27 protein-coding genes and 1 riboswitch are annotated in these 26,040 nt (G+C 69.3%); of the genes, 15 read left to right on the forward strand and 12 right to left on the reverse strand.

The window, feature by feature from the left end:
* The first annotated feature begins 46 nt into the window (after positions 1–46).
* Together pta and ACPCXD_RS04520 are read left to right on the forward strand one after the other, a co-directional pair.
* The gene (gene pta, locus ACPCXD_RS04515; protein WP_423658601.1) at positions 47–2,131 is read left to right on the forward strand and encodes a phosphate acetyltransferase; all 2,085 of its coding nucleotides are present in this window, start codon (positions 47–49) and stop codon (positions 2,129–2,131) included.
* Complete coding sequence (locus ACPCXD_RS04520) at positions 2,128–3,342, forward strand: acetate/propionate family kinase (RefSeq protein WP_423658603.1); 1,215 nt, start codon at positions 2,128–2,130, stop codon at positions 3,340–3,342. Before pta ends, ACPCXD_RS04520 begins: the two co-directional genes overlap by 4 nt.
* Before the next feature lie 35 nt (positions 3,343–3,377).
* Here ACPCXD_RS04520 and ACPCXD_RS04525 read toward each other — a convergent pair whose 3' ends face one another.
* From ACPCXD_RS04525 to ACPCXD_RS04535, 3 genes are read right to left on the reverse strand one after another with little or no spacing between them, the layout of a single operon-like run.
* The gene (locus ACPCXD_RS04525; protein WP_423658605.1) at positions 3,378–5,822 is read right to left on the reverse strand and encodes a serine/threonine-protein kinase; all 2,445 of its coding nucleotides are present in this window, start codon (positions 5,820–5,822) and stop codon (positions 3,378–3,380) included.
* The gene (locus ACPCXD_RS04530; RefSeq protein ID WP_120280166.1) at positions 5,819–6,781 is read right to left on the reverse strand and encodes a glutamate ABC transporter substrate-binding protein; all 963 of its coding nucleotides are present in this window, start codon (positions 6,779–6,781) and stop codon (positions 5,819–5,821) included. Before ACPCXD_RS04530 ends, ACPCXD_RS04525 begins: the two co-directional genes overlap by 4 nt.
* Positions 6,778–8,130: a GlnX family signal transduction membrane protein gene (locus tag ACPCXD_RS04535; RefSeq protein ID WP_120280165.1), complete on the reverse strand. Its 1,353-nt coding sequence runs from the start codon at positions 8,128–8,130 to the stop codon at positions 6,778–6,780. The genes ACPCXD_RS04530 and ACPCXD_RS04535 overlap by 4 nt, the downstream gene beginning before the upstream one ends.
* Before the next feature lie 137 nt (positions 8,131–8,267).
* Here ACPCXD_RS04535 and ACPCXD_RS04540 point away from each other — a divergent pair, with 137 nt between their 5' ends.
* Positions 8,268–9,122 carry an NUDIX hydrolase gene (locus ACPCXD_RS04540; RefSeq protein WP_145693216.1) on the forward strand — a complete coding sequence of 285 codons (855 nt, stop codon included), beginning with the start codon at positions 8,268–8,270 and terminating at the stop codon, positions 9,120–9,122.
* Between the two features lie 93 nt (positions 9,123–9,215).
* On the opposite strand, the gene thiE is transcribed toward ACPCXD_RS04540, so the two are convergent.
* Positions 9,216–9,905, reverse strand: coding sequence for a thiamine phosphate synthase (gene thiE, locus ACPCXD_RS04545; RefSeq protein ID WP_016691589.1), 690 nt, complete (start codon positions 9,903–9,905; stop codon positions 9,216–9,218).
* A 26-nt stretch (positions 9,906–9,931) separates the two neighbouring features.
* Positions 9,932–10,044, forward strand: a riboswitch (TPP riboswitch).
* Between thiE and thiO the strand changes: the two genes are divergently transcribed.
* The 7 genes from thiO (at position 10,041) to ACPCXD_RS04580 (ending at position 16,057) form a co-directional block, all read left to right on the forward strand.
* Positions 10,041–11,105, forward strand: coding sequence for a glycine oxidase ThiO (gene thiO, locus ACPCXD_RS04550; RefSeq protein WP_202400209.1), 1,065 nt, complete (start codon positions 10,041–10,043; stop codon positions 11,103–11,105). (Overlaps the previous riboswitch by 4 nt.)
* On the forward strand, positions 11,102–11,314 hold the full coding sequence (gene thiS, locus ACPCXD_RS04555) for a sulfur carrier protein ThiS (protein WP_006553656.1): 213 nt from the start codon (positions 11,102–11,104) through the stop codon (positions 11,312–11,314). Before thiO ends, thiS begins: the two co-directional genes overlap by 4 nt.
* Entirely contained in the window at positions 11,307–12,092 is a 786-nt protein-coding gene (locus ACPCXD_RS04560; RefSeq protein ID WP_006553655.1) for a thiazole synthase, read from the forward strand. Before thiS ends, ACPCXD_RS04560 begins: the two co-directional genes overlap by 8 nt.
* 91 nt (positions 12,093–12,183) lie before the next feature.
* Positions 12,184–12,726, forward strand: coding sequence for a hypothetical protein (locus ACPCXD_RS04565; RefSeq protein WP_237451317.1), 543 nt, complete (start codon positions 12,184–12,186; stop codon positions 12,724–12,726).
* 57 nt (positions 12,727–12,783) lie between these two features.
* Positions 12,784–13,713 (forward strand): ABC transporter ATP-binding protein, encoded by a 930-nt coding sequence (locus ACPCXD_RS04570; RefSeq protein WP_160876669.1) that lies wholly within the window; start codon positions 12,784–12,786, stop codon positions 13,711–13,713.
* Positions 13,713–14,492 (forward strand): ABC transporter permease, encoded by a 780-nt coding sequence (locus tag ACPCXD_RS04575; RefSeq protein ID WP_120280162.1) that lies wholly within the window; start codon positions 13,713–13,715, stop codon positions 14,490–14,492. Before ACPCXD_RS04570 ends, ACPCXD_RS04575 begins: the two co-directional genes overlap by 1 nt.
* A gap of 92 nt (positions 14,493–14,584) precedes the next feature.
* Positions 14,585–16,057 (forward strand): M20/M25/M40 family metallo-hydrolase, encoded by a 1,473-nt coding sequence (locus ACPCXD_RS04580; protein ID WP_237451318.1) that lies wholly within the window; start codon positions 14,585–14,587, stop codon positions 16,055–16,057.
* Positions 16,058–16,069: 12 nt separating this feature from the next.
* Here the strand turns inward: ACPCXD_RS04580 and thiD are convergent, their stop codons facing one another.
* Positions 16,070–16,915: a bifunctional hydroxymethylpyrimidine kinase/phosphomethylpyrimidine kinase gene (thiD, locus tag ACPCXD_RS04585; protein WP_120280161.1), complete on the reverse strand. Its 846-nt coding sequence runs from the start codon at positions 16,913–16,915 to the stop codon at positions 16,070–16,072.
* Positions 16,916–17,073: 158 nt separating this feature from the next.
* Here thiD and ACPCXD_RS04590 point away from each other — a divergent pair, with 158 nt between their 5' ends.
* Complete coding sequence (locus ACPCXD_RS04590) at positions 17,074–17,487, forward strand: GNAT family N-acetyltransferase (protein WP_160876671.1); 414 nt, start codon at positions 17,074–17,076, stop codon at positions 17,485–17,487.
* A 53-nt stretch (positions 17,488–17,540) separates the two neighbouring features.
* On the opposite strand, the gene ACPCXD_RS04595 is transcribed toward ACPCXD_RS04590, so the two are convergent.
* The 3 genes from ACPCXD_RS04595 to ACPCXD_RS04605 are packed head-to-tail and all read right to left on the reverse strand — an operon-like array spanning position 17,541 to position 19,950.
* The gene (locus ACPCXD_RS04595) at positions 17,541–18,344 is read right to left on the reverse strand and encodes an exodeoxyribonuclease III (RefSeq protein ID WP_120280159.1); all 804 of its coding nucleotides are present in this window, start codon (positions 18,342–18,344) and stop codon (positions 17,541–17,543) included.
* 18 nt (positions 18,345–18,362) lie between these two features.
* Positions 18,363–19,328: an N-acetylglutamate synthase, CG3035 family gene (locus ACPCXD_RS04600; RefSeq protein ID WP_160876673.1), complete on the reverse strand. Its 966-nt coding sequence runs from the start codon at positions 19,326–19,328 to the stop codon at positions 18,363–18,365.
* A gap of 22 nt (positions 19,329–19,350) precedes the next feature.
* Positions 19,351–19,950 (reverse strand): peptide deformylase, encoded by a 600-nt coding sequence (locus tag ACPCXD_RS04605; RefSeq protein ID WP_120280157.1) that lies wholly within the window; start codon positions 19,948–19,950, stop codon positions 19,351–19,353.
* A gap of 132 nt (positions 19,951–20,082) precedes the next feature.
* On the opposite strand from ACPCXD_RS04605, the gene napA reads away from it, so the two are divergent.
* The 4 genes from napA (at position 20,083) to ACPCXD_RS04625 (ending at position 23,115) form a co-directional block, all read left to right on the forward strand.
* The gene (gene napA, locus ACPCXD_RS04610; protein WP_160876675.1) at positions 20,083–20,433 is read left to right on the forward strand and encodes a nucleoid-associated protein NapA; all 351 of its coding nucleotides are present in this window, start codon (positions 20,083–20,085) and stop codon (positions 20,431–20,433) included.
* A gap of 77 nt (positions 20,434–20,510) precedes the next feature.
* The gene (locus ACPCXD_RS04615) at positions 20,511–21,161 is read left to right on the forward strand and encodes a LytR C-terminal domain-containing protein (RefSeq protein ID WP_423658612.1); all 651 of its coding nucleotides are present in this window, start codon (positions 20,511–20,513) and stop codon (positions 21,159–21,161) included.
* Between the two features lie 91 nt (positions 21,162–21,252).
* Positions 21,253–21,894, forward strand: a complete 642-nt coding sequence (locus ACPCXD_RS04620) for a superoxide dismutase family protein (RefSeq protein WP_160876679.1) — start codon at positions 21,253–21,255, stop codon at positions 21,892–21,894.
* Between the two features lie 99 nt (positions 21,895–21,993).
* The gene (locus ACPCXD_RS04625) at positions 21,994–23,115 is read left to right on the forward strand and encodes a glutamate--cysteine ligase (protein WP_160876681.1); all 1,122 of its coding nucleotides are present in this window, start codon (positions 21,994–21,996) and stop codon (positions 23,113–23,115) included.
* A 40-nt stretch (positions 23,116–23,155) separates the two neighbouring features.
* Here the strand turns inward: ACPCXD_RS04625 and mnhG are convergent, their stop codons facing one another.
* Genes mnhG through ACPCXD_RS04645 form a run of 4 tightly spaced genes read right to left on the reverse strand, consistent with a single transcriptional unit; the run spans position 23,156 to position 25,876 of the window.
* Positions 23,156–23,485, reverse strand: a complete 330-nt coding sequence (mnhG, locus tag ACPCXD_RS04630; RefSeq protein ID WP_160876683.1) for a monovalent cation/H(+) antiporter subunit G — start codon at positions 23,483–23,485, stop codon at positions 23,156–23,158.
* On the reverse strand, positions 23,482–23,742 hold the full coding sequence (locus ACPCXD_RS04635) for a monovalent cation/H+ antiporter complex subunit F (RefSeq protein ID WP_060650582.1): 261 nt from the start codon (positions 23,740–23,742) through the stop codon (positions 23,482–23,484). The genes mnhG and ACPCXD_RS04635 overlap by 4 nt, the downstream gene beginning before the upstream one ends.
* A complete protein-coding gene (locus ACPCXD_RS04640) occupies positions 23,739–24,287 on the reverse strand; it encodes a Na+/H+ antiporter subunit E (RefSeq protein WP_423658873.1) in 549 nt (182 codons plus the stop codon). Before ACPCXD_RS04640 ends, ACPCXD_RS04635 begins: the two co-directional genes overlap by 4 nt.
* Positions 24,287–25,876: a Na+/H+ antiporter subunit D gene (locus ACPCXD_RS04645; RefSeq protein ID WP_423658615.1), complete on the reverse strand. Its 1,590-nt coding sequence runs from the start codon at positions 25,874–25,876 to the stop codon at positions 24,287–24,289. Before ACPCXD_RS04645 ends, ACPCXD_RS04640 begins: the two co-directional genes overlap by 1 nt.
* Positions 25,877–26,040 lie beyond the last annotated feature (164 nt).

Raw genomic sequence — 26,040 nt, forward strand, 5'->3', positions numbered from 1 at the left:
CGCGGGTACACCGGACGGAGCAAAGTTTGCGGTTAGGGTGGAATCCATGAGTGCTGCTGCAGGGTCCGTCTCGAGCATCTACATCGCAGCTCCGGAAGGGGACACCGGGAAATCGACCGTCGCCCTGGGGGTGCTGCAGACGCTGTGCGCGTCCACCGCCCGCGTCGGTGTCTTCCGGCCCATCGCGCGCTCCGACAGCGACATCGACTACATCCTCGAACTGTTGCTCGAACACACCACCGTCGACCTCTCCTACGAGGACTGCATCGGTGTCACCTACGACGACGTCCACGAGGATCCGGACGCCGCGCTCAGCGACATCGTCGGCAAGTACCACGCGGTGGCCGACCGCTGCGACGCCGTCGTCATCGTCGGCAGCGACTACACCGAGATCGCCAACCCCAGCGAACTGTCGTACAACGCCCGCATCGCAGCGAACCTCGACGCTCCGGTGCTGCTCGTCCTGCGCGGTTCCCGCCGCACGCCCGCCGAGATCGCCCAGCTCGCCGGGGTGTGTGCGAACGAGCTCGCGGGTCAGCACGCGCATCTCGGTGCGGTCGTGGTGAACCGCTGCGACCCCGACGCACTCGACGAGATCGCACAGGCACTCGGCGACCGCACCGAACCGGTGTGGACCCTCCCGGAGGTACCCGCGCTGGTCGCGCCGACGATGGCCGAGCTGCAGACCGCGATCGGAGGCGAGCTCTACAGCGGCGACCCCGACCTGCTGCAGCGGGAAGCGCTGCGGATCATGGTCGGTGGCATGACCGCCGAACGGATTCTGGAGCGCCTCACCGACGGCATCGTCGTGATCGCTCCCGCCGACCGCTCCGACGTCATCCTCGCACTGGTCAACGCCAATGCCGCCGAAGGGTTCCCGACGCTCGCCGGCATCATCATGAACGGCGGTCTGCTGCCGCATCCGATGATCGCGGAGCTTGTTGCGGCTCTGAAACCGTCGCTGCCGATCCTCACCACCGACCTCGGCACCTTCGATACCGCCTCGGCCGCCGACCGCACCCGCGGCCGCATGGCCCTCGGTGCGCAGCGCAAGATCGACACGGCACTCGCGCTCATGGAACGGCACGTCGATGCGCACTCCCTGCTCGACCGGCTGCGACTGCCGCGACCGTCCGTGACCACCCCGCAGATGTTCGAATACCAGCTCATCGACCGGGCGCGGGCCCAGCAGCGCCACATCGTGCTGCCCGAGGGTGAGGACGATCGCGTCCTCAGAGCTGCCGGGCGTGTGCTCCAGCGCGGCATCGCGAAGCTCACGATCCTCGGCGACGAGGCAGCCGTCCGTCAACGGGCGTCGGAACTCGGGGTGGACCTGTCGGAAGCGCAGATCCTCGACCCGCGCACCTCCGAGCACGCCGACCGTTTCGCGGAGGAGTACGCGCGGCTGCGTGCCCACAAGGGCATGACCGTCGATCGTGCACGCGAGATCATGCGCGACATCTCGTATTTCGGCACGATGATGGTGCATCTGGGGCTGGCCGACGGCATGGTGTCGGGCGCGGCACACACCACCGCCCACACGATCCGTCCCGCACTCGAGATCATCAAGACCGAACCGGGTGTCTCCACGGTGTCGAGCATCTTCCTCATGTGCCTCGCCGACCGCGTGCTCGCGTACGGTGACTGCGCCGTCGTCCCCGACCCGACCGCAGATCAGCTCGCCGACATCGCGATCTCGTCCGCCGCGACCGCCGCCCGGTTCGGTATCGATCCCCGGGTCGCGATGCTGTCGTACTCCACCGGCGAATCCGGTTCGGGCGCCGACGTCGACAAGGTCCGCTCGGCCACGACGTTCGTGCGGGAGCGACGATCCGACCTGCTCGTGGAGGGGCCGATCCAGTACGACGCGGCGATCGAACCGACGGTCGCGAGCGCGAAGCTCCCCGACTCCGACGTCGCCGGTCGCGCCACGGTGTTCATCTTCCCGGACCTGAACACTGGCAACAACACCTACAAGGCCGTGCAGCGCAGCGCCGGTGCCGTCGCCGTCGGACCGGTCCTGCAAGGCCTGAACAAGCCGGTCAACGACCTCTCGCGAGGCGCCCTGATCCAGGACATCGTCAACACCATCGCCATCACCGCGATCCAGGCGCAGGAGGAAGACGCGTGAGCAGCCCGAACCCGGCCACCGCAGGCACCGTACTGGTCCTCAACTCCGGATCGTCGTCGATCAAGTTCCAGCTGATCGAGCCGGAGAGTGGAAAGTCGCTGGCGCACGGACTGATCGAGCGGATCGGGGAGCCGGAGGGCCGGATCGTCTTCCACCACACGACGGGTGTGGACGAACGCAACGACGCCATCGCCGACCACCGGACGGGTCTGCGTGCGGTGCTCGAGATGCTCGAAGGACTGGGCCGTCCGCTGCACGAGGTGGGCATCGTCGCCGTCGGACACCGACTCGTGCACGGCGGCAAGGTCTTCTACGAACCCACCCTGATCGACGACGATGTGGTCCGCGCTGTCGACGAACTGTCGATCCTTGCGCCCCTCCACAATCCGGCGAACGTCGTGGGAATGGAGGTCGCGCGGGAGGAACTTCCCGACATCCCCCACGTGGGTGTCTTCGACACCGCCTTCTTCCACGGTCTTCCGCCGCACGCGGCGACCTATGCGATCGACCGCGACATCGCGCACAAGCACGACATCCGGCGGTACGGATTCCACGGTACTTCACACGAATACGTGTCGGGGCGTGCCGCGGAGTTCCTCGGACGCGACATCGCTGACCTGAATCTGATTGTGCTCCATCTGGGTAACGGTGCGTCGGCGTCGGCGGTCGCAGGCGGGATCCCGATCGACACCTCGATGGGACTGACTCCGCTCGAGGGTCTCGTCATGGGCACGCGCAGCGGCGACATCGATCCGGGTGTCGTCATGCACCTCAGCCGGGCGGCCGGGTTGAAGGTCGACGCCATCGACGACCTGCTCAACCGGCATTCGGGCCTGAAGGGGTTGTCGGGTGTCAACGACTTCCGGGCCCTGCTGAAGCTCGTCGGCGAGGGCGACGAGGACGCGCGACTCGCGTACGAGGTCTACGTGCATCGCATCCGGAAGTACGTGGGCGCCTACACCTTCGAACTCGGCGGCGTCGACGCGATCGTGTTCACCGGTGGGGTGGGGGAGAACAACGTCGACGTCCGGCGCGACAGCCTCTCCGGCCTCGACCGGCTCGGCATCGTCGTCGACGACGCGCGCAACACTGCCGACGACGACGGGGAACGCCGGATCTCGGCCGACTCGTCGCAGGTGGAGGTGCTCGTGATCCCCACGAACGAGGAACTCGCCATCGCCCGCGCGGCCGTGCAGTTCGCCCGGCGCTGAGCCGTCAGGTCAAGCTACACGTGCCTGATCTTCGATCAGGTCAAACTGCGCGGCCGGATCGCGTTCGCGAGGTCGACGAGGGTGTAACGGTGGGTGCGGGAGGGGGCGTTGCGCGCCAATTGCCGCAGCGCTGCCTCGGTGCCCAGACGTAGTCCCTTCTCGGTGAACGGTACGTCGAGGATGCGGTCGTACTCGCGACTCGACGCCCGGCCGCTGCGCACCCATTCGAGCGCGGTCCCGAGGACCAGTGCGCGCATCTGCAGGGCGCGACCCTCGTCGGGAGGCAGCGACGCGATCCGGTGCGCGGCCTCCCGAAGGTCCGCCTCGGAGATCTCCTCGACGCGACCACCTCGTAGCAGGACCAGGGCGGCGGTCATGGTCGCTGCACTGTGGTGCCGGGAGGTCGTGGGGACCTCGTCGAGCACGTCGACGGCGGCACGGATCTCGTCGCGGGCGGTGAGCTGGCGTGCCAACCCGAAGGCCGCGCTGACGACGGCGTGATCGGTGCGCCACACGACCCGGTAGGACTGCTCACAGAAGCGTCGCCACGCGTCGGGGTCGTCGCTCTCCCAGTGCTGCAGCGTCAGTTCGGCGGTGGCCCCGAGCGCGATCTTCGGGGCGATCTCGCCCGGAAGAGCCTGCAGCACCTTGTCGAATCGGGCGAACGCTGCCTCGTAGTCGTCCTGCAGCAGTTCGGCGATGCCGGCGTACCAGTCCATGCGCCAGTCGTCGCCGAACTCGCGCTCGAGGCGGGTGAGGATCTCCACCGCGCTGTCGACCTGCCCGAGATCGAGATGGGCGCGGACCTCGGCGAGGGTGATCTCCTTGGAGAACGACACATCGGATGCCCCGACGACCCGGCCGACCCCGTTCTCGCGCGCGTGCCGGAGCGAGTCGAGGGTCTGCTGCGGTTCGCTGTGCACCGCTGCGGCGAGGAGCGCGGCACTCGGATCGTTGGGGTCGAGCAGCGGGACGGGCAGAGCCGTCGCAACATCCTGCCCCCGCAATTTGGGGTCGCGCTCGATCCCGTCGGCGTACACGTCGGTGGGGACGAGCGCCTCGTCGGTGCCGAAGGTCGTGCGGGGCGGGCTGAACAGCCGGGACAGTCCGGGATGTTCGGTGCCGAGTTTCTTCGACAGGATCTCGCGCAGCACACCGGTGAGCTGTCCCTGCAGTTCGTCGGCGGACGAGAAGCGCTGCTGCGGATCGGGATTCGTGGCCCGCAGGAGCAGGCGGTGGAAGGAGTCGAACTCGTCGAGCAGGGGAGCCTGCTCGGGGGTGGGCAGACCGTCGCGGTACCGGCCCTTGTCCGACGGCATGTCGAGGGTGAGGACCGCGAGGGTGCGTCCGACCGTGTAGATGTCGCTCGCGACCGTCGGCCCGGTCCGGACGATCTCGGGTGCCTGATATCCCGGCGTCCCGTACAGATAGCCGTATCCCTCGATCGCGGAGACGGCACCGAGGTCGATGAGTTCGATCTGCTCGTCGGTGACCATGATGTTCTCGGGCTTGAGATCGTTGTAGACCAGTCCGATGTCGTGCAGATACTGCAGTGCCGGAAGCACTTCGAGCATGTACCCGATGGCCTGCTCGACCGGGATGCGGTTCGGTGGAGGATAGTTGTCGAGCACGGTACGCAGGGTGTGACCACCCAGGTACTCCATGACGATGTACCCCATCGGGGTGCCGTCGGGTGAGGGGTGCTCGACGAAGTTGTAGATCTGCACGATGCTCGGATGGCTGACCTCGGCCAGGAACTGGCGTTCGGCCACCGCGACCGCCTGCGCCTCGGCGTCGCCACCCTGCAGCAGGCCCTTCAACACCACCCAGCGGTCGCTCACATTGCGGTCGATCGCGAGATAGATCCACCCGAGTCCGCCGTGTGCGAGACAACCCTGCACCGCGTACTGCCCGGCGACGAGATCCCCGCGGTGCAGAGCCGGAGTGAACTGGAAATGTGTTCCGCACTGGGGACAATCGCCTTCGGTGGGGCCCGGCCCCGACGGAGTGCTGCGTCCCACCGGTTGTCCGCACTTCGAGCAGAACCTCTTGCCCTCGGAGACGTGGGGATCGCGGAGGACGGCGTCGACCGGATCCTTCGTGGTGGGGACCGGCACGTCGACGAGGCCGGCGATGCGGCGACGCTGGGTGCCGCGCGGCCGGACGCGGCGGCTCGACGAGCGCTGGGAGGACGAGCCGGACCAGATCGACGAGCGCTGGGTGGATTCGGGCCGCGTGGTGGGGACGGGGCCGCGTTCGGTGGCAGGTCCGGCATCCCCGGTGGCCCGGGCGGTGGCCGGTCCCGAGTCGCTCGTCGACGGCTCGGTCGCGGGCCCGGAATCCGCCGCACGCCTGGTGGCGGGCCCGGAGTCCACTGCCCGTTCCGTGGCGGGCCCGGAGTCCACTGCCCGTTCCGTGGCGGGGCCGGAATCGACCGACGGGGTCTCGGCCGGTTCGGGTTCGTCGGACATGGCCGTCACTCCCGGTAGTTCGGTGTCGGGGGTGACGGAGTGGGACCGAGCACCCGAAGGTACTTCTCGTACAGCGCCGTCCACGTCCCGTCGGAACGGATCCTTTCGAGGGTGGCGTTGACGAAACGTACGAGCTCGTCGCTGCCCAGCCGGATTCCGATTCCGTACGGCTCCGATCCCAGGGATGGGCCGACGAGTTCGAGATAGGGGTCCTGCGAGGCGAGTCCGGCGAGGATCGTGTCGTCGGTGCTCACGGCGTCGACCTGCTGTTGCTGGAGGACGACGAGGCAGTCGGCCCACGACGGCACGGTGAGGATCGACGCCGACGGCTGTACCTCCCGCATCCGGAGCAGCGAGGTCGTGCCCTCGACGATGCACACGCGCCGGCCGGCGAGATCAGCGGCGGAGCGGATGTCGGATCCCCGGACGACGAGCACACGCTGCTGGGCCCGGAAGTACTCGGTGGAGAAGTCGACCTTCTCGCGACGGGCGCACGTGATGCTCATGGTCTTCGCGACGATGTCGACGGTGGAGTCCTGCAGCGCCTTCTCGCGCTCGGCCGACGACAGGATGCGGTAGTCGACGAGAGCGGGGTCGCCCAGGAGGTCGCGGGCGATCTCGCGCGCGATGTCGACGTCGAAACCGGTGATGCGCCCGGTCGCGGTGTCGCGGTAGCTCATGAGGTTGCTGCCGGTGTCGAGACCGACGATCAGCCGTCCGCGCGTGCGGATCCGATCGATCGCAGGTCCGGTGGCATTCGGGTCCGGGGGAAGCGAGGCGGTGGGATCGCCGCAGTCGGGGGCGGGAGGTGTGGCCACCGACGACTCGAGCATCCGCGCGTTCTCGGGGAGCGGGAGGGAGGTCGTCGTCCCCTGGAGGCCGGGGGCGCGCGGTGGGGGATCGGTCGCGCACCCGCCGGCGAGTGCGGCGACGACGCACAGGCTCGCAACGAGAACGCGCTTTCTCACTGGTACTCCTTCAACCGGGGCCGGAGACCGACCCACACGCCGACCAGCGCCACCGTCAGCAGCACCACCGACATCGGTGCGAGGCCGGCGAGGGTGCGGGAGGCGCGGAACTCGTTGTCGCGCAGTTCGGTGCGGGTGTCGTCGATTCCTTCCGTCAGAGCGGCATCGAGAGCGACGAACCGCGCGGTGGACTCGCCGGGACCTGCGCCGACCGCGAGGACCGAGGCCGCCGCGTAGTCGCCGCGGACGAGGGCGTCGACCATGCGTGCATGCGAGTTGATCCAGGCCTCGTGCGCCGACCGGGCGGTCTCCACCGCCTCGGCGCCGGCCTCGAGGGCGGAATCGCGAGCGTACTCGTCGAGAATGTCGCCGAGTCGCGACATGTTGGTCCCGAAGGTGTCGTCGTACGCGCCGGTCGTGTCGCGCCGGGCGATCAGCAGGGTCTCGGCGGTACGCGACTGCTGGGCGAGGATCCGTCCCTCGGTGAGATCGGCGAGCGGTGCCGCACCGCGCTCGATGGCGCGTTCGGTGGCACTCGACGAGGCCAGGCCGGCGACGAGCAACCAGCACAGCAGCGCGCCGGTCGCGCCGATCGCGACGAGGATTCCGGGATTGAGGGTGCGACGAGAGCGGCGGCTCACGACGACGTGCGCCACGCACAGGGCAGCGACCGTGACGAGGAGCAGCCCGATCGCGAGCCAGGGTGGTCGCACCGCGTCGCGCTGGGTGTCCTCGACGGCGGCGACGCCGCGCGTGTGCAGTTCCTGCGCGGCGGGGAGCAGTTCGGTCTGCATCAGGTGCGACGCCTCGCCGAGATATGCGGCGCCCACCGGATGCCCGGTGCGATTGTTGGTGCGGGCCGTCTCGATGAGGCCCGTGTAGACGGGCAGCAGCCGCCCGATCTCCGTCAGATTGTGTGCGGTCTCGCGGTCGGCGTCGGTCAGTCCGGTCGCCGCGATGACGAGATATTCCGCGGCTTCGTCGGTCGCCTGGATGTAGCGACTGCGCACCGCCTCCGGTTCGAGTCCGCCCGAGATGAAGCCCGTCACGGCGGCGGCGTCGGCCACCGACAGCGCGCTGTAGAGATTCTGGGCCGCGCTGGCCAGCGGCTCGATGGACGCGAGGAGACGATCGTGGGTGGCCTGCCTGCCGGACACCATCGTTGCGGAGACCGCTGCCGAGGCGACGAGCAGCACGGTGAGCACCACCCCCAGGACCACCAACCGGACCGGCGTGGATCGCAGCAGGGCACGGGCGTCGTCGAACCGGGCGTCCGGAGTGTCCGTATCGGCGTCGTCGCGGATGTGGCTCTCGACAGGAGCGAAGGGAGGGGTGATCCGTACGTCCACCGGGCACTCCCTTCCTCGTGTCGAGCGGTCTGAGGGGAGCATATAAGCAGCCCGGCGGTATTGTTGCCGTCCACGGACGGCGGGGATCCGGTACCGGGCACAGGCCCGGACGAGGGCGGGTCGGAGAGGCGGACGCAATGCGTGGAGACGGTGACGGCTGGGCGGTCGGACCGGACGGTGAGAAGCGCTGGGGACGACACGGTGCCGCAGGTCTGCTGCTGCGCGCTCCGCTCGCGGACGGTCGCCCCGCGGTTCTCCTGCAGCATCGGGCGGCATGGTCGCACCAGGGTGGCACCTGGGCACTTCCCGGCGGAGCCCGCGACTCGCACGAGAGCACCGTCGACGCCGCCGTGCGGGAGGCCCACGAGGAGGCCGGCATCGATGTCGCGGCCGTGACGGTGCGCGCCGAACGCGTCACCTCCGGTCTCGCGGGCGGATGGACCTACACCACCGTCGTCGCCGACGCCACCGAAACGCTCGTGACCAGCCTCAACCAGGAGAGCACCGAACTGCGCTGGGTGCCCGAACCGGAGGTCGAGGCGATGCCGCTGCACAGCGGCTTCGCCGAGGCGTGGCCGTCGCTGCGCACCTCACCGGTACGCATGCTGCTCGACACCGCAAACGTGCTCGGTGCGAGCGGCCCCACCGGATGGTGGCGCGACCGCCCCGGCGCGACGAGCGCCCTGCTCGCCGACCTCGCCGCGGTCCTGCCCCGCACGGTCGAATTTCCCGACGGGACGTTCGGTTGGGTCCCCCGCGTCGAAGCAGTCCTCGAAGGGCATGCCCGCGACGCGACGATCGACGACGTCCGGATCCCGGTGCACAGCGCGGACGGCAGCGGCGACGACGAACTGGCCCGGCTCGCCTCCACCGCGACGGCCGTGGTGGATCCGGGGGTGACGGTCGTGGTCACCGCGGATCGCGGCCTGCGCGCGCGGTTGCCCGAGGGCACGATCGCGATGTCGCCCTCGGCCGTGCTGGGCTGGCTGTAACGCCTCCAGCCGCAAGTGCGGTCTTACCCGCCTTTCAGGCCGGCGTGCGGTCTTACCCGCCTTTCAGGCCGGCGTGCGGTCTTCCGCCGCCTTTCAGGCCGGCAGTGCGGCCTTCAGTGCTGCCGCGGCTGCCCGCGGATCGGAGGCCTTCGTGATCGCCCGGACCACCGCGACCCGCGTGGCCCCGGCGTCGAGCACCTCGGGGAGCCGCTCGAGATCGATGCCGCCGATCGCGAACCACGGCCGTGCCGGCTGCGACTGCGCGACCTCGCGCGTCACCTCCAGCCCCGCCGCGGTGCGTCCCGGCTTGGTCGGGGTGTCCCACACCGGCCCGGACGCGAAGTAGTCGACGCCCTCCTCGATGTCGGCGAGCGCGGCCTGCGCCCGACTCGACGTCGAGCGGCCGATGACGATCTCGTCGCCGAGGATCTGCCGTGCGTGCCGCACCGGCAGGTCGCCCTGACCGAGATGCAGGATGTCGGCGCCCGCCGCGAGCGCGATGTCGGCGCGGTCGTTCACGGCGAGGAGCGCACCGTGGCGTGCACACGCCTCGCCGATGATCTCGAGGGCGGCGAGTTCCTCGCGTGCCTCGAGGCGTCCGAACTTCTTCTCGCCGGCCGAGTCCTTGTCGCGCAACTGGACGATGTCGACCCCACCGGCGAGGGCCTCCTCGACGAACCGTGCGAGGTCGCCGGTGTCCCGGCGAGCGTCGGTGCACAGGTACAACCGGGCGGTCGCGAGGCGGCCGCGCGGGTCGGGATGGTTGCCGCGATAGGTGGTCACGACCAAGACGGTAGCCTCTAGGCAGAAAGTGACGACACGGGAGTCCCGAGGTTCGCGGGGCTGAGAGGGGGCCTGCCGGCCCCGACCGTTATGACCTGACCCGGATCATGCCGGCGCAGGGAGTGAGGTGGACCAATGGCAACTGTGGCCGTCGTGGGTGGCGGAGTGATCGGGCTGTCGATCGCATGGCGCGCGGCCCGCTCGGGGCACATCGTGACCGTGCACGACCCGAATCCCGGTAGCGGCGCCTCGTGGGTGGCCGGGGGAATGCTGGCCCCGCTGTCCGAGGGCTGGCCCGGCGAGGACCACGTGCTGTCCCTGGGTGCGGCCTCGCTCGACCGCTGGCCGGGATTCGCGGAGGCACTGCGCGCGGAGACCGGCGTCGACGTGTTCACCGCCGAGGCGTCGCTGACCGTCGCGCTCGATGCGGCGGACGCGGCCGACCTGCGGACCGTCGCCGAATGGGTCGGGGAGCGGGGGCACGAGATGCGTCTGCTCTCCCGTGCCGAGATCCGGGAGTTCGAACCGTCGCTCGGTCCGAAGGTGCGTCTCGGACTGCTCGCACCCACCGAGTCGTCGGTCGACAACCGCGCGCTCGTCGACGCCCTGCGCGTCGCGGCCACCGGGGCCGGGGTGCGTTTCTCCGACTCCGCCGTGCACGACCTCGCCGATCTCTCGGACGACCAGGTGGTGCTCGCCGCCGGCTCGGCGTCGGCGCGACTGTGGCCGGGACTTCCGGTCCGTCCGGTCAAGGGCGAGATCCTGCGCCTGCGGGTGCGGCCCGCCGCGACCCCGCCGCCGCAGCGCACCGTGCGCGCGAGTGTCCACGGTCGCCCCGCCTATCTGGTGCCCCGCCACGACGGTCTCGTCGTGGGCGCGACGCAGTACGAGGCGTCCGACACGCAGGTCACGGTGGCCGGGGTGCGCGATCTGATCGCCGACGCCGAGCGGATCTTCCCGGCGCTCGGCGAGTACGAACTGTTCGAGGCGAGTGCGGGCCTGCGCCCGATGACCCCCGACAATCTGCCGCTGATCGGCCGGCTCTCCGATCGTGTCGTCGCCGCGACCGGCCACGGCCGCAACGGTGTGCTGCTCACGCCGCTCACCGTCGACGCGGTGCTCGCCGAACTCGGTGGGCGGTCGCTGGCCGACGCGCAATACGCCTGTCCTGGACGAATTACGGAAGCGAGTGTGGGATGACGAACGTGTCCGTGGGCATCACCGTCAACGGTGAGGACAAGTACTACGACGCGGCCCCGACCGTGTCGCAGCTGTTGAACGAGCTCGGTCTGCCCGAGAAGGGAATCGCGGTCGCCGTCGACGGTGTCGTGTGCCCGCGCGGCCGCTGGTCGGAGCCGGTCACGCGCGGAGCGAGCATCGAGATCCTCACGGCGGTCCAAGGTGGCTGACACACACGATCCCGGCGCCGACCTGCCGCAGCTGACCATCGCCGGCCGCACCTTCGGGTCGCGGCTGATCACCGGAACCGGTGGCGCGGCGAACCTGGCCGTGCTCGAGGAGGCACTCGTCGCGTCGGGTACCGAGCTGACCACCGTCGCGATGCGCCGCGTCGACGCGGCCTCCGGAACAGGTGTCCTCGACCTGCTGCGCCGTCTCGGCATCGAACCGCTGCCGAACACCGCCGGGTGCCGCGGCGCGAAGGAGGCCGTGCTGACCGCCCAGCTCGGGCGGGAGGCGCTGGAGACCGACTGGGTGAAACTCGAGGTCATCGCCGACGAACGGACGCTGCTGCCCGACGCCATCGAACTCGTCTCCGCGGCCGAACAACTCGTCGACGACGGCTTCGTCGTCCTGCCGTACACGACCGACGATCCCGTCCTCGCGCGACGGCTCGAGGATGTCGGTTGTGCCGCGGTGATGCCGCTCGGCTCGCCGATCGGGACCGGCCTCGGCATCTCGAATCCGCACCACATCGAGATGATCGTCGAGGCGGCGGGTGTGCCGGTGATCCTCGACGCGGGAATCGGAACCGCCTCCGACGCGGCGCTCGCGATGGAACTCGGTTGCGACGCCGTGCTGCTCGCGACCGCCGTCACCCGCGCGAAGGATCCGGCGCTGATGGCGTCGGCGATGCGCCACGCCGTCGAGGCGGGATTCCGTGCCCGGCACGCCGGTCGGATCCCGAAACGCTTCTGGGCTCAGGCATCTTCGCCGATGGAGCCGTGACCGTTACGGAAAACCCTTGAGAATCTTCGTGTTCAGGGGTTTTCCGATTATCGCGTGACGGGATACCGTGCGGTCGGTACGATCCCCGGGCATGACAATTGCACACCGAATCCTTTCCGCCGCGGCTGCCGGGCTCATGGGTGTCGCCGTCGCCGTCACGGCACCGGGCGTGGCAGGCGCCCAGGAGCCGTGCCAGCTGAGCCGGTCGAACACCGGACCGAGGACGTGCGAGATGACGCAGCTGGCCACGCCTCCCGTGCTGACACTGGGCGACGGCATCTGCGCCGGCATCGTGCGCGCGGGTGGAACCGCCTTCGACGGCCCGCTCGACGAGTCCTACGCGATCTACTCGGTGGCGGGTGCCACCCACGGGATCGAACTGCGGATCACGCAGGGCTACTCGCTTCTCGGCGAGTGGACGCCGAGCATCCTGAACTGCGACGTCACCGTCGCTTTCGACTGGCACAACCTCGACACCGGTGCCCGCGGTACGGAGACCCGCTTCGTGCCGGCCTTCCACACGAGCACCCGGCCGTTGTTCATGCACGTGTTCCCCGGGCCGGGCCGCGTCGTCCTGACGATGCGTACCGAGCGACCGAGCATCCCGGTCACGACCGAGGTCTTCGTCCCCTGACGCACCCGCCTGCGGCTCCGGGATGCGCTCGCCGGAGCCGCACGTAGGGTGGTGCGCATGATCGAAGTGACCGGCTTGACCAAGACCTTCGGGTCCACGACCGCGGTCGACGACCTGACGTTCACGGTCCGTCCCGGCATCGTCACCGGCTTCCTCGGCCCCAACGGGGCGGGGAAGTCCACCACGATGCGCATGATCCTGGGGTTGGACCGGCCGACCTCGGGAACCGCACTGATCGAAGGGAAGCCGTACAGCGAGCTGACACGGCCGCTCACCACCGTCGGGGCGCTGCTCGACGCGAAGTGGGTGCATCCCAACCGGTCGGCGCGGGCGCATCTCGCCTGGCTGGCCGCGTCGAACGGTCTGCCCGCCTCGCGCGTCGACGAAGTGCTGCGCCAGGTGGGTCTGACGGAGGTCGCGGGCAAGCGTGCCGGCGGCTTCTCGCTCGGCATGTCGCAGCGACTCGGTCTCGCCGCCGCACTGCTCGGCAACCCGCGCGTGCTGCTGTTCGACGAACCGGTCAACGGTCTCGACCCCGAGGGCATCGTGTGGATCCGGCGGTTCATGCAGGCGCTCGCCGCGGAAGGCCGCACGGTACTCGTGTCCAGCCACCTGCTCTCGGAGATGGCGCAGACCGCCGAACATCTCATCGTCATCGGCCGTGGACGGCTCATCGCCGACACCTCGGTGAAGGCGTTCGTAGACCGCGCCTCCGACTCGTTCGTCGTCGTGCGCAGCCCGCAGCTCGACGAGCTGCGCATCGCGCTCACCGAGCGCGGACACACTGTGCGGGAGGACGACGGTGCCCTGCACGTCTCGGGCGCTCCGGCCGCGGAGATCGGCGAACTCGCCGCGACCCGGTCGATCGTGCTGCACGAACTCGCGGGACGCAACGCGTCGCTCGAGGAAGCGTTCATGAAACTCACCGGTGGCGAGGTCGAATACCACGGATCCGGAGTCGACGACGTCATGAAGGGTGGATTGTGATGAGTACGGCGCTCGACACACTGCGGGCCGAACGGATCAAGCTCACGTCGGTGCAGTCACCGCTGTGGTGCACCGTCGTCATCGTCGCCCTCGGCCTGGGTCTGGCCGCGATCCTCGGGTCGGTCTCCCGCGCATCGGCCGGGATGGACGACGAACTGGGACGGTTCTATCCGACCGTGGACGTCGCGGTCAGCGGCGTCACCGGCTTCGGCGTGCTGGTGCTCATGATCCTCGCGGCCCTGTCGGTCACCAGCGAGTACCGCTTCGGGGTCATCCGCACGACCTTCCAGGCCACCCCGAACCGCACCCTGCTCCTGACGATGAAGGCGCTGCTCATCGGCGTGCTGGGCGCGGTGCTGACACTCGCGGTCTCGTTCGGTGCCTTCTACCTCGCGAAGGCGCTGGCCGGGCCCGACGCAGGTCGCGAACTCGTCCTCAGCGGCGACACGGCGTGGCGTGCGGTCTACGGCACCGCGATCTACGCGTTCCTGTGCGTCTTCCTCGCGATCGGTGTGGGCACGCTGCTGCGGCAGTCGGCCGGCACGATCGCGCTGCTGATGCTGTGGCCGCTGCTCCTCGAGTCGTTGTTCGCGTTGTTCGGTTCGGTGGGGCGCGAGATCCAGCCGTTCCTGCCGTTCGCGAACGCGAACAATTTCCTGGGCATCGGGCAGGGCATCGAATTCCATTGGGGTCCATGGGGTTCGCTCGTGTACTTCGCGGCCTTCTCGTTCCTGGTGTTCGCGGCCTCGCTCGTGGTGGTCAACCGCCGCGACGCCTGAGGTTCCGCCTCGGCACGCCCGAGGTACTGCTTCGACGCACTGTGCCGCACGGTTTCCCCGTGCGGCGCAGTGCTTTTTTGTACGCTCGGTCGATGGCGCGGGCGCAGACGAGATACGGCATGCGGGGAGCGGCGCTGATCGCCGCCGGTGTACTGCTGGCGGCGGGATGCTCGGAGGCGGAGGTGGAGGCGCCGCCCGTCGACCCGACGGCGCTCGCCGACGCCGTGCAGCTCGATGCCGTCATGACGCACCTGACGGAACTCGAACGGATCGCCGGTGAGAACGACGGAAACCGTTCGCTCGGGACCCCCGGCTACGACGCGAGCGTCGACTACGTCGCCGGAGCCCTGCGCGACGCCGGATTCGACGTGCAGACACCGGAGTTCGACACGACCCTGTTCACCGTCGAGAACGAGCAGCTCACCGTCGACGGGGAGTCGATGGGCGTGAGCGCACTCGGCATGTCGCCGTCGACGGGACCGGAGGGGCTCACCGCGCGTGTCGTGCGCATCGCCCCCGACGACACCCCCGGTTGCGAGGCCACCGACTACGACGGCATCGACGCGACCGGCGCGGTGGTGATCGTCGATCGCGGCGTGTGCACCTTCGCCGTCAAGGAGCAGGTCGCCGCCGAACGGGGAGCGGCCGCGCTGCTCGTCGCCAACAACGAGGACGGCCCGCTCGCGGCCGCCGGTCTCGGGGCGGAATCGAACCCCCGCATCCCGGTCGGTGGGGTGGCCGGGGCCGACGCCGAGCGTCTGTCCGCCGCGACCACCGTGACGGTGACACTCCAGACTCGCACCGAGGACCGGAAGTCGCGCAACGTGATCGCGCAGACGCGCACCGGTTCGACCGACGACGTGGTCGTCGTCGGCGCGCACCTCGACAGCGTCCCCGAAGGACCGGGGATCAACGACAACGGAACCGGCGTCGCCGCCGTCCTCGAGACCGCGCTGCAACTCGGCAGCGAGCCGGGCGTGACCAACGCCGTGCGGTTCGCGTTCTGGGGCGCCGAGGAGGTCGGACTGGTCGGCTCCACGAGGTACGTCGAGTCGCTGTCCGACGAGGAACGACTCGACATCGCCCTGTATCTGAACTTCGACATGCTCGGCTCGCCCAACGCCGGATATCTGGTGTTCGACGGCGACGACTCCGACGCGGTCGGTGAAGGACCCGGGCCGGAGGGCTCGGCGGGTATCGAACGGACCTTCGCGCAGTTCTTCGACGAACGCGGAATCGAGGTCGGCGGAACGGATTTCGACGGCCGCTCCGATTACGGTCCGTTCGTCGCCTTCGGCATCCCCGCGGGCGGAGTGTTCACCGGCGCCGACGACGTCAAGACCCCCGAACAGGCCGACCTGTGGGGTGGCACCGCCGACCGGCCCTTCGACCCCAACTACCACACCCCCGAGGACACCCTGGCCGGCATCGACCGAGACGCGTTCGCCGCGGCGGCCGCCGCCGTCGCCTACGGCACGGCCGTCTACGCGAATTCGATCGACGGACCCGACGGGGTGCCCACCGGTGACCAGCGGGCCGAGGTGCGCGCCGAGTTCACCGAGTGAGAGCGGGCGCGGTCAGCGCTCGTGCAGGCGCCACAACGGGTTGACCGGGCCGTGGCCGTGACCGAGGTCGTAGGACCACTCGAGACACTTCGTGATCCATTCCTTCGCGAACTCGACGGCCTCGGGCACCGACCGGCCGTGCGCGAGGGCCGACGCGATCGCGGCCGCGAGCGTGTCGCCGCCGCCGTGGTCGTTACCGGTCTCGATGCGCGGCGTGCTGAACTCGAGGAAACGGTCGCCGTCGAACAGCAGGTCGGTGCTCTTCTCCGAGCTGCGCAGGTGACCGCCCTTGACGATCACCCACTGGGCGCCGAGCGCATGGAGCGCTTCGGCGGCGCGCCGTGCCGACGCGTCGTCGACGACGTCGATGCTCGTGATCAGCCGTACCTCGTCGAGATTCGGGGTGACGACGGTGGCGAGGGGGATGAGCACCCCGCGGATCGCGTCGAGCGCGTCGGAGTGCAGCAGCGGGTCGCCGTGCATCGAGGCGCAGACCGGGTCGACGACGAGCGGCACCTCCATGTCGCGGCCGATGCCCACCTCGGAGCACACCTGCGCGACGGCCTCGATGATCTGCGTGGAGGCGAGCATGCCCGTCTTCGCTGCGGACACCCCGATGTCCTCGACCACGCACCGCACCTGGTCGGCCACGGTCTCGGCGGGGATCTCATGGAATCCGCGGACGCCGACGGAGTTCTGGACGGTCACGGCGGCCACCGCGACGCATGCGTGCACACCGCACATCGCCATCGTGCGGGAGTCGGCCTGGATGCCGGCTCCGCCTCCGGAGTCGGTGCCGGCGATGGTGAGGGCTCGAACCGGGGTCTCGCCTCGAGGCGACAGGGGCAGAAGGTCCACGCGGACACCCTACCGAGGGTGTGTTCGATCACGGCCGGGCGGCGCTGAGGCGGGTGCACTTTGCGAAACACGACAGCGTTGCCGCCGGTGGCCGCCTCGTTGCTCTATAGTGGCATAGGTCACAGTTCGATCACGCAACACCCCCATTGGAGGCGCTCATGAACACGAGTTCGCCGGACCTCGCCGTGTCGGACAACGCCGACCAGAACCGGTTCGAACTGCGCCTCAACGGCGATCTCGTCGGCATCCTGGGGTACTACGACTTCGAACGCGCTCCGGCGCCGAACCCGCCGGTCGTCGACTTCATGCACACCGTGATCGTCGAGGATTTCGGCCATCGGGGTCTCGCGGCCGTCCTCGTCGGTGGTTCGCTCGATCTCGCGCGCAGCCGAGGTTGGCGGGTGCGACCGGTGTGCACCTATGTGCAGCGGTTCCTGTCGTCGCACGAGAACTACCGCGACGTCGTCGTGGCTCTCGAGCCGCCGCGCACGGAAGCTCAGCGCACGGAACCCCAGCGCAAGGAGAATCGGCGCAGGCAACCGCAGCGCAAGGTGCCCGCCCACAAGGCCTGATGCTTGCGCGGGCGGTTCACCCGGCCAGGAATCCGCTCAGCGATCGAATCCGCTCAGAGGTCGAGGTCGACGATGACCGGTGCGTGGTCGCTCGCGCCCTTGCCCTTGCGTTCGTTGCGGTCGATCTCGGCGCCCGTCACCCGTGCCGCGAAGGCCGGTGATCCGAGGACGAAGTCGATCCGCATGCCCTGCTTCTTGGGGAAGCGCAGCTGGGTGTAGTCCCAGTAGGTGTACACCCCGGGGCCGGGCGCGTACGGACGGACGACGTCGGTGTAGCCGACCTCGGCGAACGCGTGGAAGGCGTCGCGCTCGGGCTGCGAGGTGTGCGTCTTGCCCTCGAAGAAGGCCGGATCCCACACGTCGTCGTCGGTGGGGGCGACGTTCCAGTCGCCGACCAGCGCGATGGGCTGCTCGGGCGCTGCGGTGGCCCAGGCGTGCGCGTCGGCGCGCAACTTGGCGAGCCAGTCGAGCTTGTAGGTGTAGTGCGGGTCGTTCAGATCGCGGCCGTTGGGGACGTACAGGCTCCACACGCGCACACCCGCGCACGTCGCGCCGATCGCCCGCGCTTCGAGCGCCGGATCGACCTCCGGGTCCTTGGAGAAACCGGGCTGGTCCTCGAAGCCGATCTGCACGTCGTCGAGGCCCACGCGCGACGCGATGGCCACACCGTTCCACTGGCTCAGTCCGACGTGCGCGACGCGGTAGCCGAGTTCCTCGAAGCGTTCGTACGGGAACTGCTCGTCCTTGCACTTGGTTTCCTGCATCGCGAGCACATCCGTGTCGGTTCGCTGCAACCAGTCGAGGATGCGGTCGGTACGGGCACGGACGGAGTTCACATTCCAGGTAGCAAGGCGCACACGCCCACTGTAGGCGACCTATCCGACGGGTTCGGAGGCGTACCGGTAGCGGTGGTGGTCGACGAAGCCGAGTTCGCGATACAGGGCGCGCGCCGCGGTGTTCGACTCCTCGACCTGCAGATATGCGTGGGTCGCGCCTTGCTCGCGTGCCCAGCGCAGCAGGGCGCCGCACACGAGTGTGCCGAGTCCGCGACGCCGGTGTTCGGGAGCGACCTCGACGGTCGACAGACCCACCCAGCGGCGTCGGTCCGGCGCGTCGGTGATCGCCGCGCGGCAGATCGCGAGGGGCGGCTGCCCGGGTGCTCCGATGCGGCCGAACCTGAGGATCCCCGCGGCCACCGAGCCGAGCACGTCCTGCGCGAGCAGCGGGTCGGCGTCGGCGCGGTGGAGCGACATCCAGTCGGCGTCCGGCCGGTCGGTGATCGTGACGGGGGAGGGCTCCGGCGGCAAGGGGACGTTCGCGAGGTCGGCGCCCATCACGAGTACCGGCTCCGAGGTCGGCCACCCCTCGGGGACCCGGGCGAGGCGATCGGGTACCAGCAGTCGCAGCGGCAGTCCGCGCGCCGCGAACCATTCGCGGAGCCGGGCGCGGACGGCCGGATCGGCGGGGTCGGCCACGGTGCCGCGTTCACCCAGCGGCGTCGCCGAATTGGCGCGCCGGGTGAAACCGTGCCCGGCGCGCACGAGCCAGCCGTCCACCCAGGCCGATTCGAGACCGGGCCACCCCGCGGCGGCGGCGTGCTCGAGCGCGCGGATCTCCGAGACGCGGATCGGCCGCGCCGCGATCGGCTTGAGCGCGACGACCGAGGTGGGGGACACCTGGACGACACGACCGTCGGCGGTGCGCACCGAGACCACCGGTTCGACGGAGACGAGTTCACCGATGACGTCGGTCATCGGGTGGCTGTAGCCGGCGGGCAGGCGGTACCGCAGCACCACCCGGGTGCCGAGGGGTACGGACGGGGCCGGACGGTCGGTCGTCATCGACGGTTCGCCGGTCGCCTCGTCAGTCGTCCTCGTCGTCGTGGCCGAACGGGTCCTCCACCGAACCCGGGAGCCAGGTCAGGCCCGGGACACCCCAGCCGGCGCGCTTGATGGTCTTCTTCGCGGCGCGGGCGTTGCGCCCGATCAGCACGTCGACGTACAGGAAGCCGTCGAGGTGCCCGACCTCGTGCTGCAGCATGCGAGCGAAGAATCCGTGGCCCTCGATCTCGACGGGCTCACCGTTCTCGTCGGTACCGGTGACCTTCGCCCAGTCGGCGCGACCGGTGGGGAAGTTCTCGCCGGGCACGGACAGGCAGCCCTCGAGATCGTCCTCGGGGTCGGGCATCGTCTCCGGGATCTCGGAGGTCTCGAGGATCGGGTTGACGACGACGCCACGCCGGCGCGCGACCTTGCCGGACTCGTCGCGGTCGGGGCAGTCGTAGACGAACAGTCGCTTGTCGACACCGACCTGGTTGGCGGCGAGGCCGACGCCGTTGGCCGCGTCCATCGTCTCGAACATGTCGGCGATCAGCTGAGCGAGTTCGGCGGGTGACTCGGTCACCGGCCGGGTCGGGTTGTGCAGGACGGGGTCGCCGACGATGACGATGGGAAGAATGGCCATGGTGACACAGGATAATGGGATCGACTCGCGGCGTTCTCGAACCGGTATGTGTCCCCACCCCGTGATTGAATGACTTCCGCCGAGACGCAAGGACTCTTCGTCACGGTGTGATCCAGTCAGTCGAGGAGGGAAATGGACGGCGCAGCAGCGCACGGCAACGACCGGTCCGATCTCGTGTCCCCGCAGGGCGACGGCGCATCCGCGCAGGAACCCACCGGCGACGAGGCGAACGGCCTGAGCCGTCGCGATCTCGACATCCTGGCGTTCGAACGGCAGTGGTGGAAGTACGCCGGTGCCAAGGAGGACGCCATCAAGGAACTCTTCGGTCTCTCCGCCACCCGCTACTACCAGGTGCTCAATGCTCTGGTGGATCGTCCCGAGGCGCTCGCCGCCGATCCGATGCTGGTCAAGCGGCTGCGGCGGTTGCGTTCGAGCCGTCAGAAGGCCCGCGCGGCCCGCCGGCTCGGTTTCGACACCCGCTAGACGGGCGGCTTCCGGGCCGGATACTGCGATGTCGACACGCGCGGCCGGTCGGCAGCGCTGCGTGTGCTCGGGCAACTATGGTCGAGGTCGTGAGCAGAACCCCCGAGATCCCCAGCCGCGCGCCCGCACCCTCGGGACCGCCTCTGCGTGCGTTCGCGATGGTCCTGATCTCCTTGGGCATCCTGTTCGCCGGTCTGGGTTTCGCCTCGCTCGGTGATTCCGACGACGAACCGGCTCCCGCGGCGGCACCCACGACGACGACCGCCGCGGCGCCGGCCGCACCGTCCACGCGCTCGGCCGCGGTGCCCTCCGCGCCCGCGCCTGCTGCCGCGAACGGTGGCACGTCTGCCTCCGGAACAGGCGCGACCACCACCACCACCGCGGCCGCGACCTCGGTTCCCTCCCTGCCCGCGGCGAGTGGAACCTCGCTCGCCGCCGGCACGTCTCCGGCCGCGACGGCTCCGATACGCGTGTTCAACAACTCGGAGGTCGCGGGCCTCGCCGCGCAGACCGCGGCCTACCTCGAGGACGAGGGATACACCATCAGTGAAACGGGCAACTACAGCGAGGGCCTGCTCCCGCAGACCTCGGTGTTCTACGGGTCGTCTCCCGGAGAGCAGCAGACCGCGACAGCCGTCGCCGAGTCGCTCGGTGTGACCGCGCAACCGCGCTTCGAGGGCATCCGCGACGCCGCCCCCGGAGTGATCGTCATCGTCACTTCGCGTTAGCGCCGGAACCGTGTCGGTCCGCCACCGGGTGGGCGCCGGAGACGCCCGGTTATGATCGGGTGACTTTTCGGCACTTCGAAGGAGCGGTTTGATGGTCTCCAGTTCCACCCGTCGCATGTCCTGGCGTGCTCTGGCCCCGATCGTCGCGATCGCCGCGGTGGGCCTGACTGCGTGCTCGAACAGCGAGGAGGCGAGCACCGAGCCGGGGACGACGCCGCCGGTGTGGACGGGATCCGCCGCACCCGCTTCCGAGGCCCACGGCGACGACCACGGCACCGAGGGCGGCAGCGAGTCGCACGCCGGTGGCTCCGCCACCGCTGCTGCGCTCACCGCCGAGCTCACCACGGTCGACGGCGAGTCGGCCGGCACCGTGTCGTTCGCCGAGAACGGCGGCAACATCGAGGTGACCGTCGACGTCGAGGGTCTCGAGCCCGGCTACCACGGTGTCCACATCCACGAGTTCGGCCGTTGCGAGGCCGAGTCCACCGCTCCGGACGGTGGCGAGCCCGGCGCGTTCCTGTCCGCCGGCGCCCACTTGCAGGCCGGTGGCAACACCTCCGTTCCGGAGAGCGGCGATCTGGTCTCGCTCGTCGTCCGTGAGGACGGCACCGCCACCGCCACCGTCACCACCTCGGCCTTCGGCCTCGAGGACCTCGAGGGTGAGGACGGCGCCTCGGTGGTCGTGCACCAGGACAACCTCGGCGCACGCCTCGCGTGCGGCGTCATCGAGTGACCGGAGTCCGCATCTCCTGAGACTCGATCGCAGGTAATTCCCGACACAGGGCCCCGCAGACGGACATCCGTCGGCGGGGCCCTGTGGTTGGATCGAGACGTGGCAGTCGCGTTTCCGGGATCACCCCGTCCCACGATCGGCGTGGAATGGGAGATTGCTCTGGTGGACAAGACCACCCGCGATCTCTCGAACAGCGCGGCGGTCGTCTTCGACAGGGTGAAGGAGATCGCGGGGGAGACCCCGCGGTTGACCAAGGAGTTCCTGCGCAACACCGTCGAACTCGTCACCGGCGTCCACGACACGGTCGCCGAGGCGGTCGACGACCTGTCCGAGTCGCTGTCGCTGCTGCGACGTGCCGCCGACCCGAACGGCGTGGACCTGATGTGCGCCGGTACCCACCCGTTCGCGCAGTGGACCGACCAGACCGTCACGCCTTCCCCGGACTACGACGAGATGATCAACCGTACCCGCTGGTGGGGACGGCAGATGCTCATCTGGGGAGTGCACGTCCATGTGGGGATCTCTTCGGCGGAGAAGGTCATCCCGATCCTCAACGCCATGCTCGTGAAGTATCCCCACATGCTCGCGTTGTCGGCCTCGTCGCCGATCTGGGCGGGCTACGACACGGGCTACGCGAGCAACCGCGCGCTGATGTTCCAGCAGTTGCCGACCGCCGGTCTGCCCTACCACTTCGCCGACTGGCCGCAGTACGCGGAGTTCATCGCCGACCAGCTCGAGTCCGGAGTCATCAGCCACCCCGGGGGCATGCACTGGGACATCCGGCCGGCGCCGAAATGGGGCACCCTCGAGGTCCGGGTCTTCGACGGCATCACCAACCGCGCGGAACTGGCCGCCCTCGTCGCGTTCGTGCATTCGCTCGTCGTCTACTTCGACGAATGTCTCGAACGGGGCGAGGAACTGCCCGTGCTGCAGCCGTGGCACGTCAAGGAGAACAAGTGGCGTGCGGCGCGTTACGGACTCGACGCGGAGGTCATTCTCGATCCTGTGTGCACCGAGCGGCTGGTCACCGACGACCTGAACGATCTGCTCGAGCAGATCATGCCCACCGCGGTGCGGCTCGGCTGCGCCGACGAACTCGCGCGGGTCGCGGACATCCCGGTGCGGGGAGCGTCCTATCAGCGTCAGCGGCGGCTCGCGGAACGAACGGACGGCGATCTCGTCGCGGTGGTGGACTCGCTCGTGCAGGAACTGAAGGAGTGATCGGCCGAGGACGTCCCGGCCGTCAGGCCCTCATCGGTTGTCAGGCACTGCCGGGAGCGTCCTCGTCGAGCAGACCGTCGCGACCGAGCTGCTCCCGGTAGGCGACGCGGCCGACCCGGTGGGCGATCACGGGGGCGGTGAGCACCATGAACATGCCCGCCAGGGCCATCATCCAGATGTCGACCGAACTACGCAGGATGATCATGGAACCGCCCAGCACGAACAACAGACCCACCACCTGGGGCTTCGTGGCAGGGTGCATGCGCGACAGGGTGTCGCGGAAACGCACCACGCCGATCGCGGCGGTCAGCGAGATGACCGCCCCGATGAGGATCAGGATGTGGGCGAAGGTGTCGATGATCGTCGTCATCCTTCGTCACGCACCCGGAATCGAGCCACGGACACCGATCCGATGAAGCCGACCAGGGCCAGCGCCACGGTGGCGGGCAGCACCGATGTGTCGCGTGTGTACACCGCCCAGATCGCGATGCCGCAGATGCCGAGCGCGAGCAGGGCATCCACGCCGACGAGCCGGTCGAGGGAGTTGGGACCCGCGATCACGCGGTAGGTGATCAGGACCGCGGAGACGAACAACAGTGCCCCCGCGATCGCCAGTGTCACGGTCACGTCAGTTCCTCCGTTCCGCTGCGCCAGGGGCTGGCCTGCCATTCCGACTCGCGTTCGAACGTCCGGATGAGGAGGCGCTCGATGAGGCGGGCGGAACGGTAGAAGTCGGCCACGGCCTTGTCGGTACTCACGTCGAGGACGTGCACGTACATGATCCGCCGCACCTGGTCGATCTCGAGCACCATGGTGCCCGGGATGTTGTTCATGATGTCCGTCCACAGTGTCAGCACCAGGTCGGACTTGATGGTGAGCCGGCAGCGCAGCACGCCGGTGACCGGCGGCGGGGAAGGCCGGATCGCGAGCCACGCCACGTTGATCGTCGAGCGGATGGTCTCGCCGAAGATCACCGCACCGAGTCGCATCGCGGACCACACGTGCACGCGCCCTTCGACGGGCACACGCGGCAGCGGCAGCACGAACATGACGACGAGCGAGACGACCACGCCGCCGAGGATGTTGGCGATGCTGAAGGTGCCCCACAGCAGGACCCAGACCAGCGTCGTCCATCCCACGACGAACATGCGCAGGACGTTGGCGCGTTTCATCATTGCTGCTCACCACCCAGCACGGCCTCGATGTACACGGTGCGGTCGCGCAGGTTCTCCGCGGCACGGTTGCTGATGTCGAGCAGGGGACCGGCGAAGACCGTCAACGACACACCGATCGCCACGAGCCAGACCGTGGGGACGAGCATCGCCGCCGGCATCCGGCCGACGTCCGGGCGTTCCTCGAAGGAGATGTCGGTGGCGGATTCGTCGATCAGCGCCGAGGGACCGATGTCGGCGAGGTCGCCTTCGGGGGCGTCGGCGCGTGCCCGCCAGAATGCCTTCGTCCAGATACGCGCCACGACGTACAGCGTCAGGAGGCTGGTCAGGACACCACCGGCGACGAGGACCCAGGCGAGGACCGAACCGTCCTCCGCGCCGGCCTGCAGCAGGGCGACCTTGCCGATGAACCCGGAGAACGGCGGGATACCGCCCAGGTTGAGCGCCGGGATGAGGAACAGGACCGCCAGCAGCGGGGACATGAGCGCGAGGCTGCCGAGGCGTCGCAGCGAGGCCGACCCGGCCTGGCGTTCGATGAGACCCACCACGAGGAACAGGGTGGTCTGCACGAGGATGTGGTGGCCGACGTAGTAGACGGCGCCCGCGAGACCGGTCTGCGACGACAACGCGACGCCGAAGATCATGTAGCCGATGTGGCTGACGAGCGTGAACGACAGCAGACGCTTGATGTCGTTCTGCGCGATCGCGCCGAGGATGCCGATGATCATCGTGAGCAGACCTGCGACGAGCAGGACGTCGTCGAGTTCGCCGCCCGGGAACAGCAGAGTGTGCGCCCGGATGATCGCGTACACACCGACCTTGGTCAGCAGGCCGGCGAAGACGGCCGTGACCGGCGCGGGCGCGGTGGGGTAGGAGTCGGGAAGCCACGACGACAGCGGGAAGACCGCGGCCTTGATACCGAAGGCCACGAGCAGCACACCGAAGATCGCGGCCCGGGTGCCCGGTGAGATCTCGTCCATCCGCAGTGCCATCTGGGCGAGGTTCAAGGTGCCCGTGGCGGCGTAGGCGAAGGCGATGCCCACGAGGAAGACCAGCGAGGACACCATCGAGACCATGACGTACGAGACGCCCGCGCGGACGCGGTCGGCGCTCGCGCCCAGGGTCAGCAGGACGAACGAGGCGGCGAGGAGCACCTCGAAGCCGACGAAGAGGTTGAACAGGTCGCCCGCGAGGAAGGCGATGTTGACGCCCGCGGTGAGCGCGAGATAGGTCGGCAGGAAGATCGAGACGGGCTGCTGCTCGTTGCCGTCGTGGATACCCTGACCGACCGCGTACAGCATCACCGACAGGAGCACGATCGCCGAGACGACCAGCATCAACGCCGACAATCGGTCGACGACCAGCGAGATGCCGATCGGCGCCTCCCACCCACCGATCTGCAGTACCGCGATGCCGTCGGCGTCTGCGTAGTACAGCAGCGCCACACACACGACGAGCGAGGCGACCAGCGCGAAGACGGTGATCCACCGCTGAACGCGCGGACGGCGGCCGACGATCAGGGTCGCGGCTGCGGCGAGCAACGGGATGAGGACGGGGAGGGGAACGAGGTTCGCGACGCTCAGGTTCATCGGCGATCCTCCTTCCCGTTCTTCTCGTCGTCTCCGGTCCGCTCGCCCTCGGCAGGGTCGGGGGCCTCGGGGTCGGGATCGTCCGCACGGACGGCCTCGTCGACCTCACCGGCACGGACGGCTTCGTCGGCGTCCTCGGCAGCGTCGGCGCTACCGGGCTCGTC

Source organism: Rhodococcus sp. AB351, assembly GCF_049538275.1.
In the GTDB taxonomy this organism is placed as follows: domain Bacteria; phylum Actinomycetota; class Actinomycetes; order Mycobacteriales; family Mycobacteriaceae; genus Rhodococcus.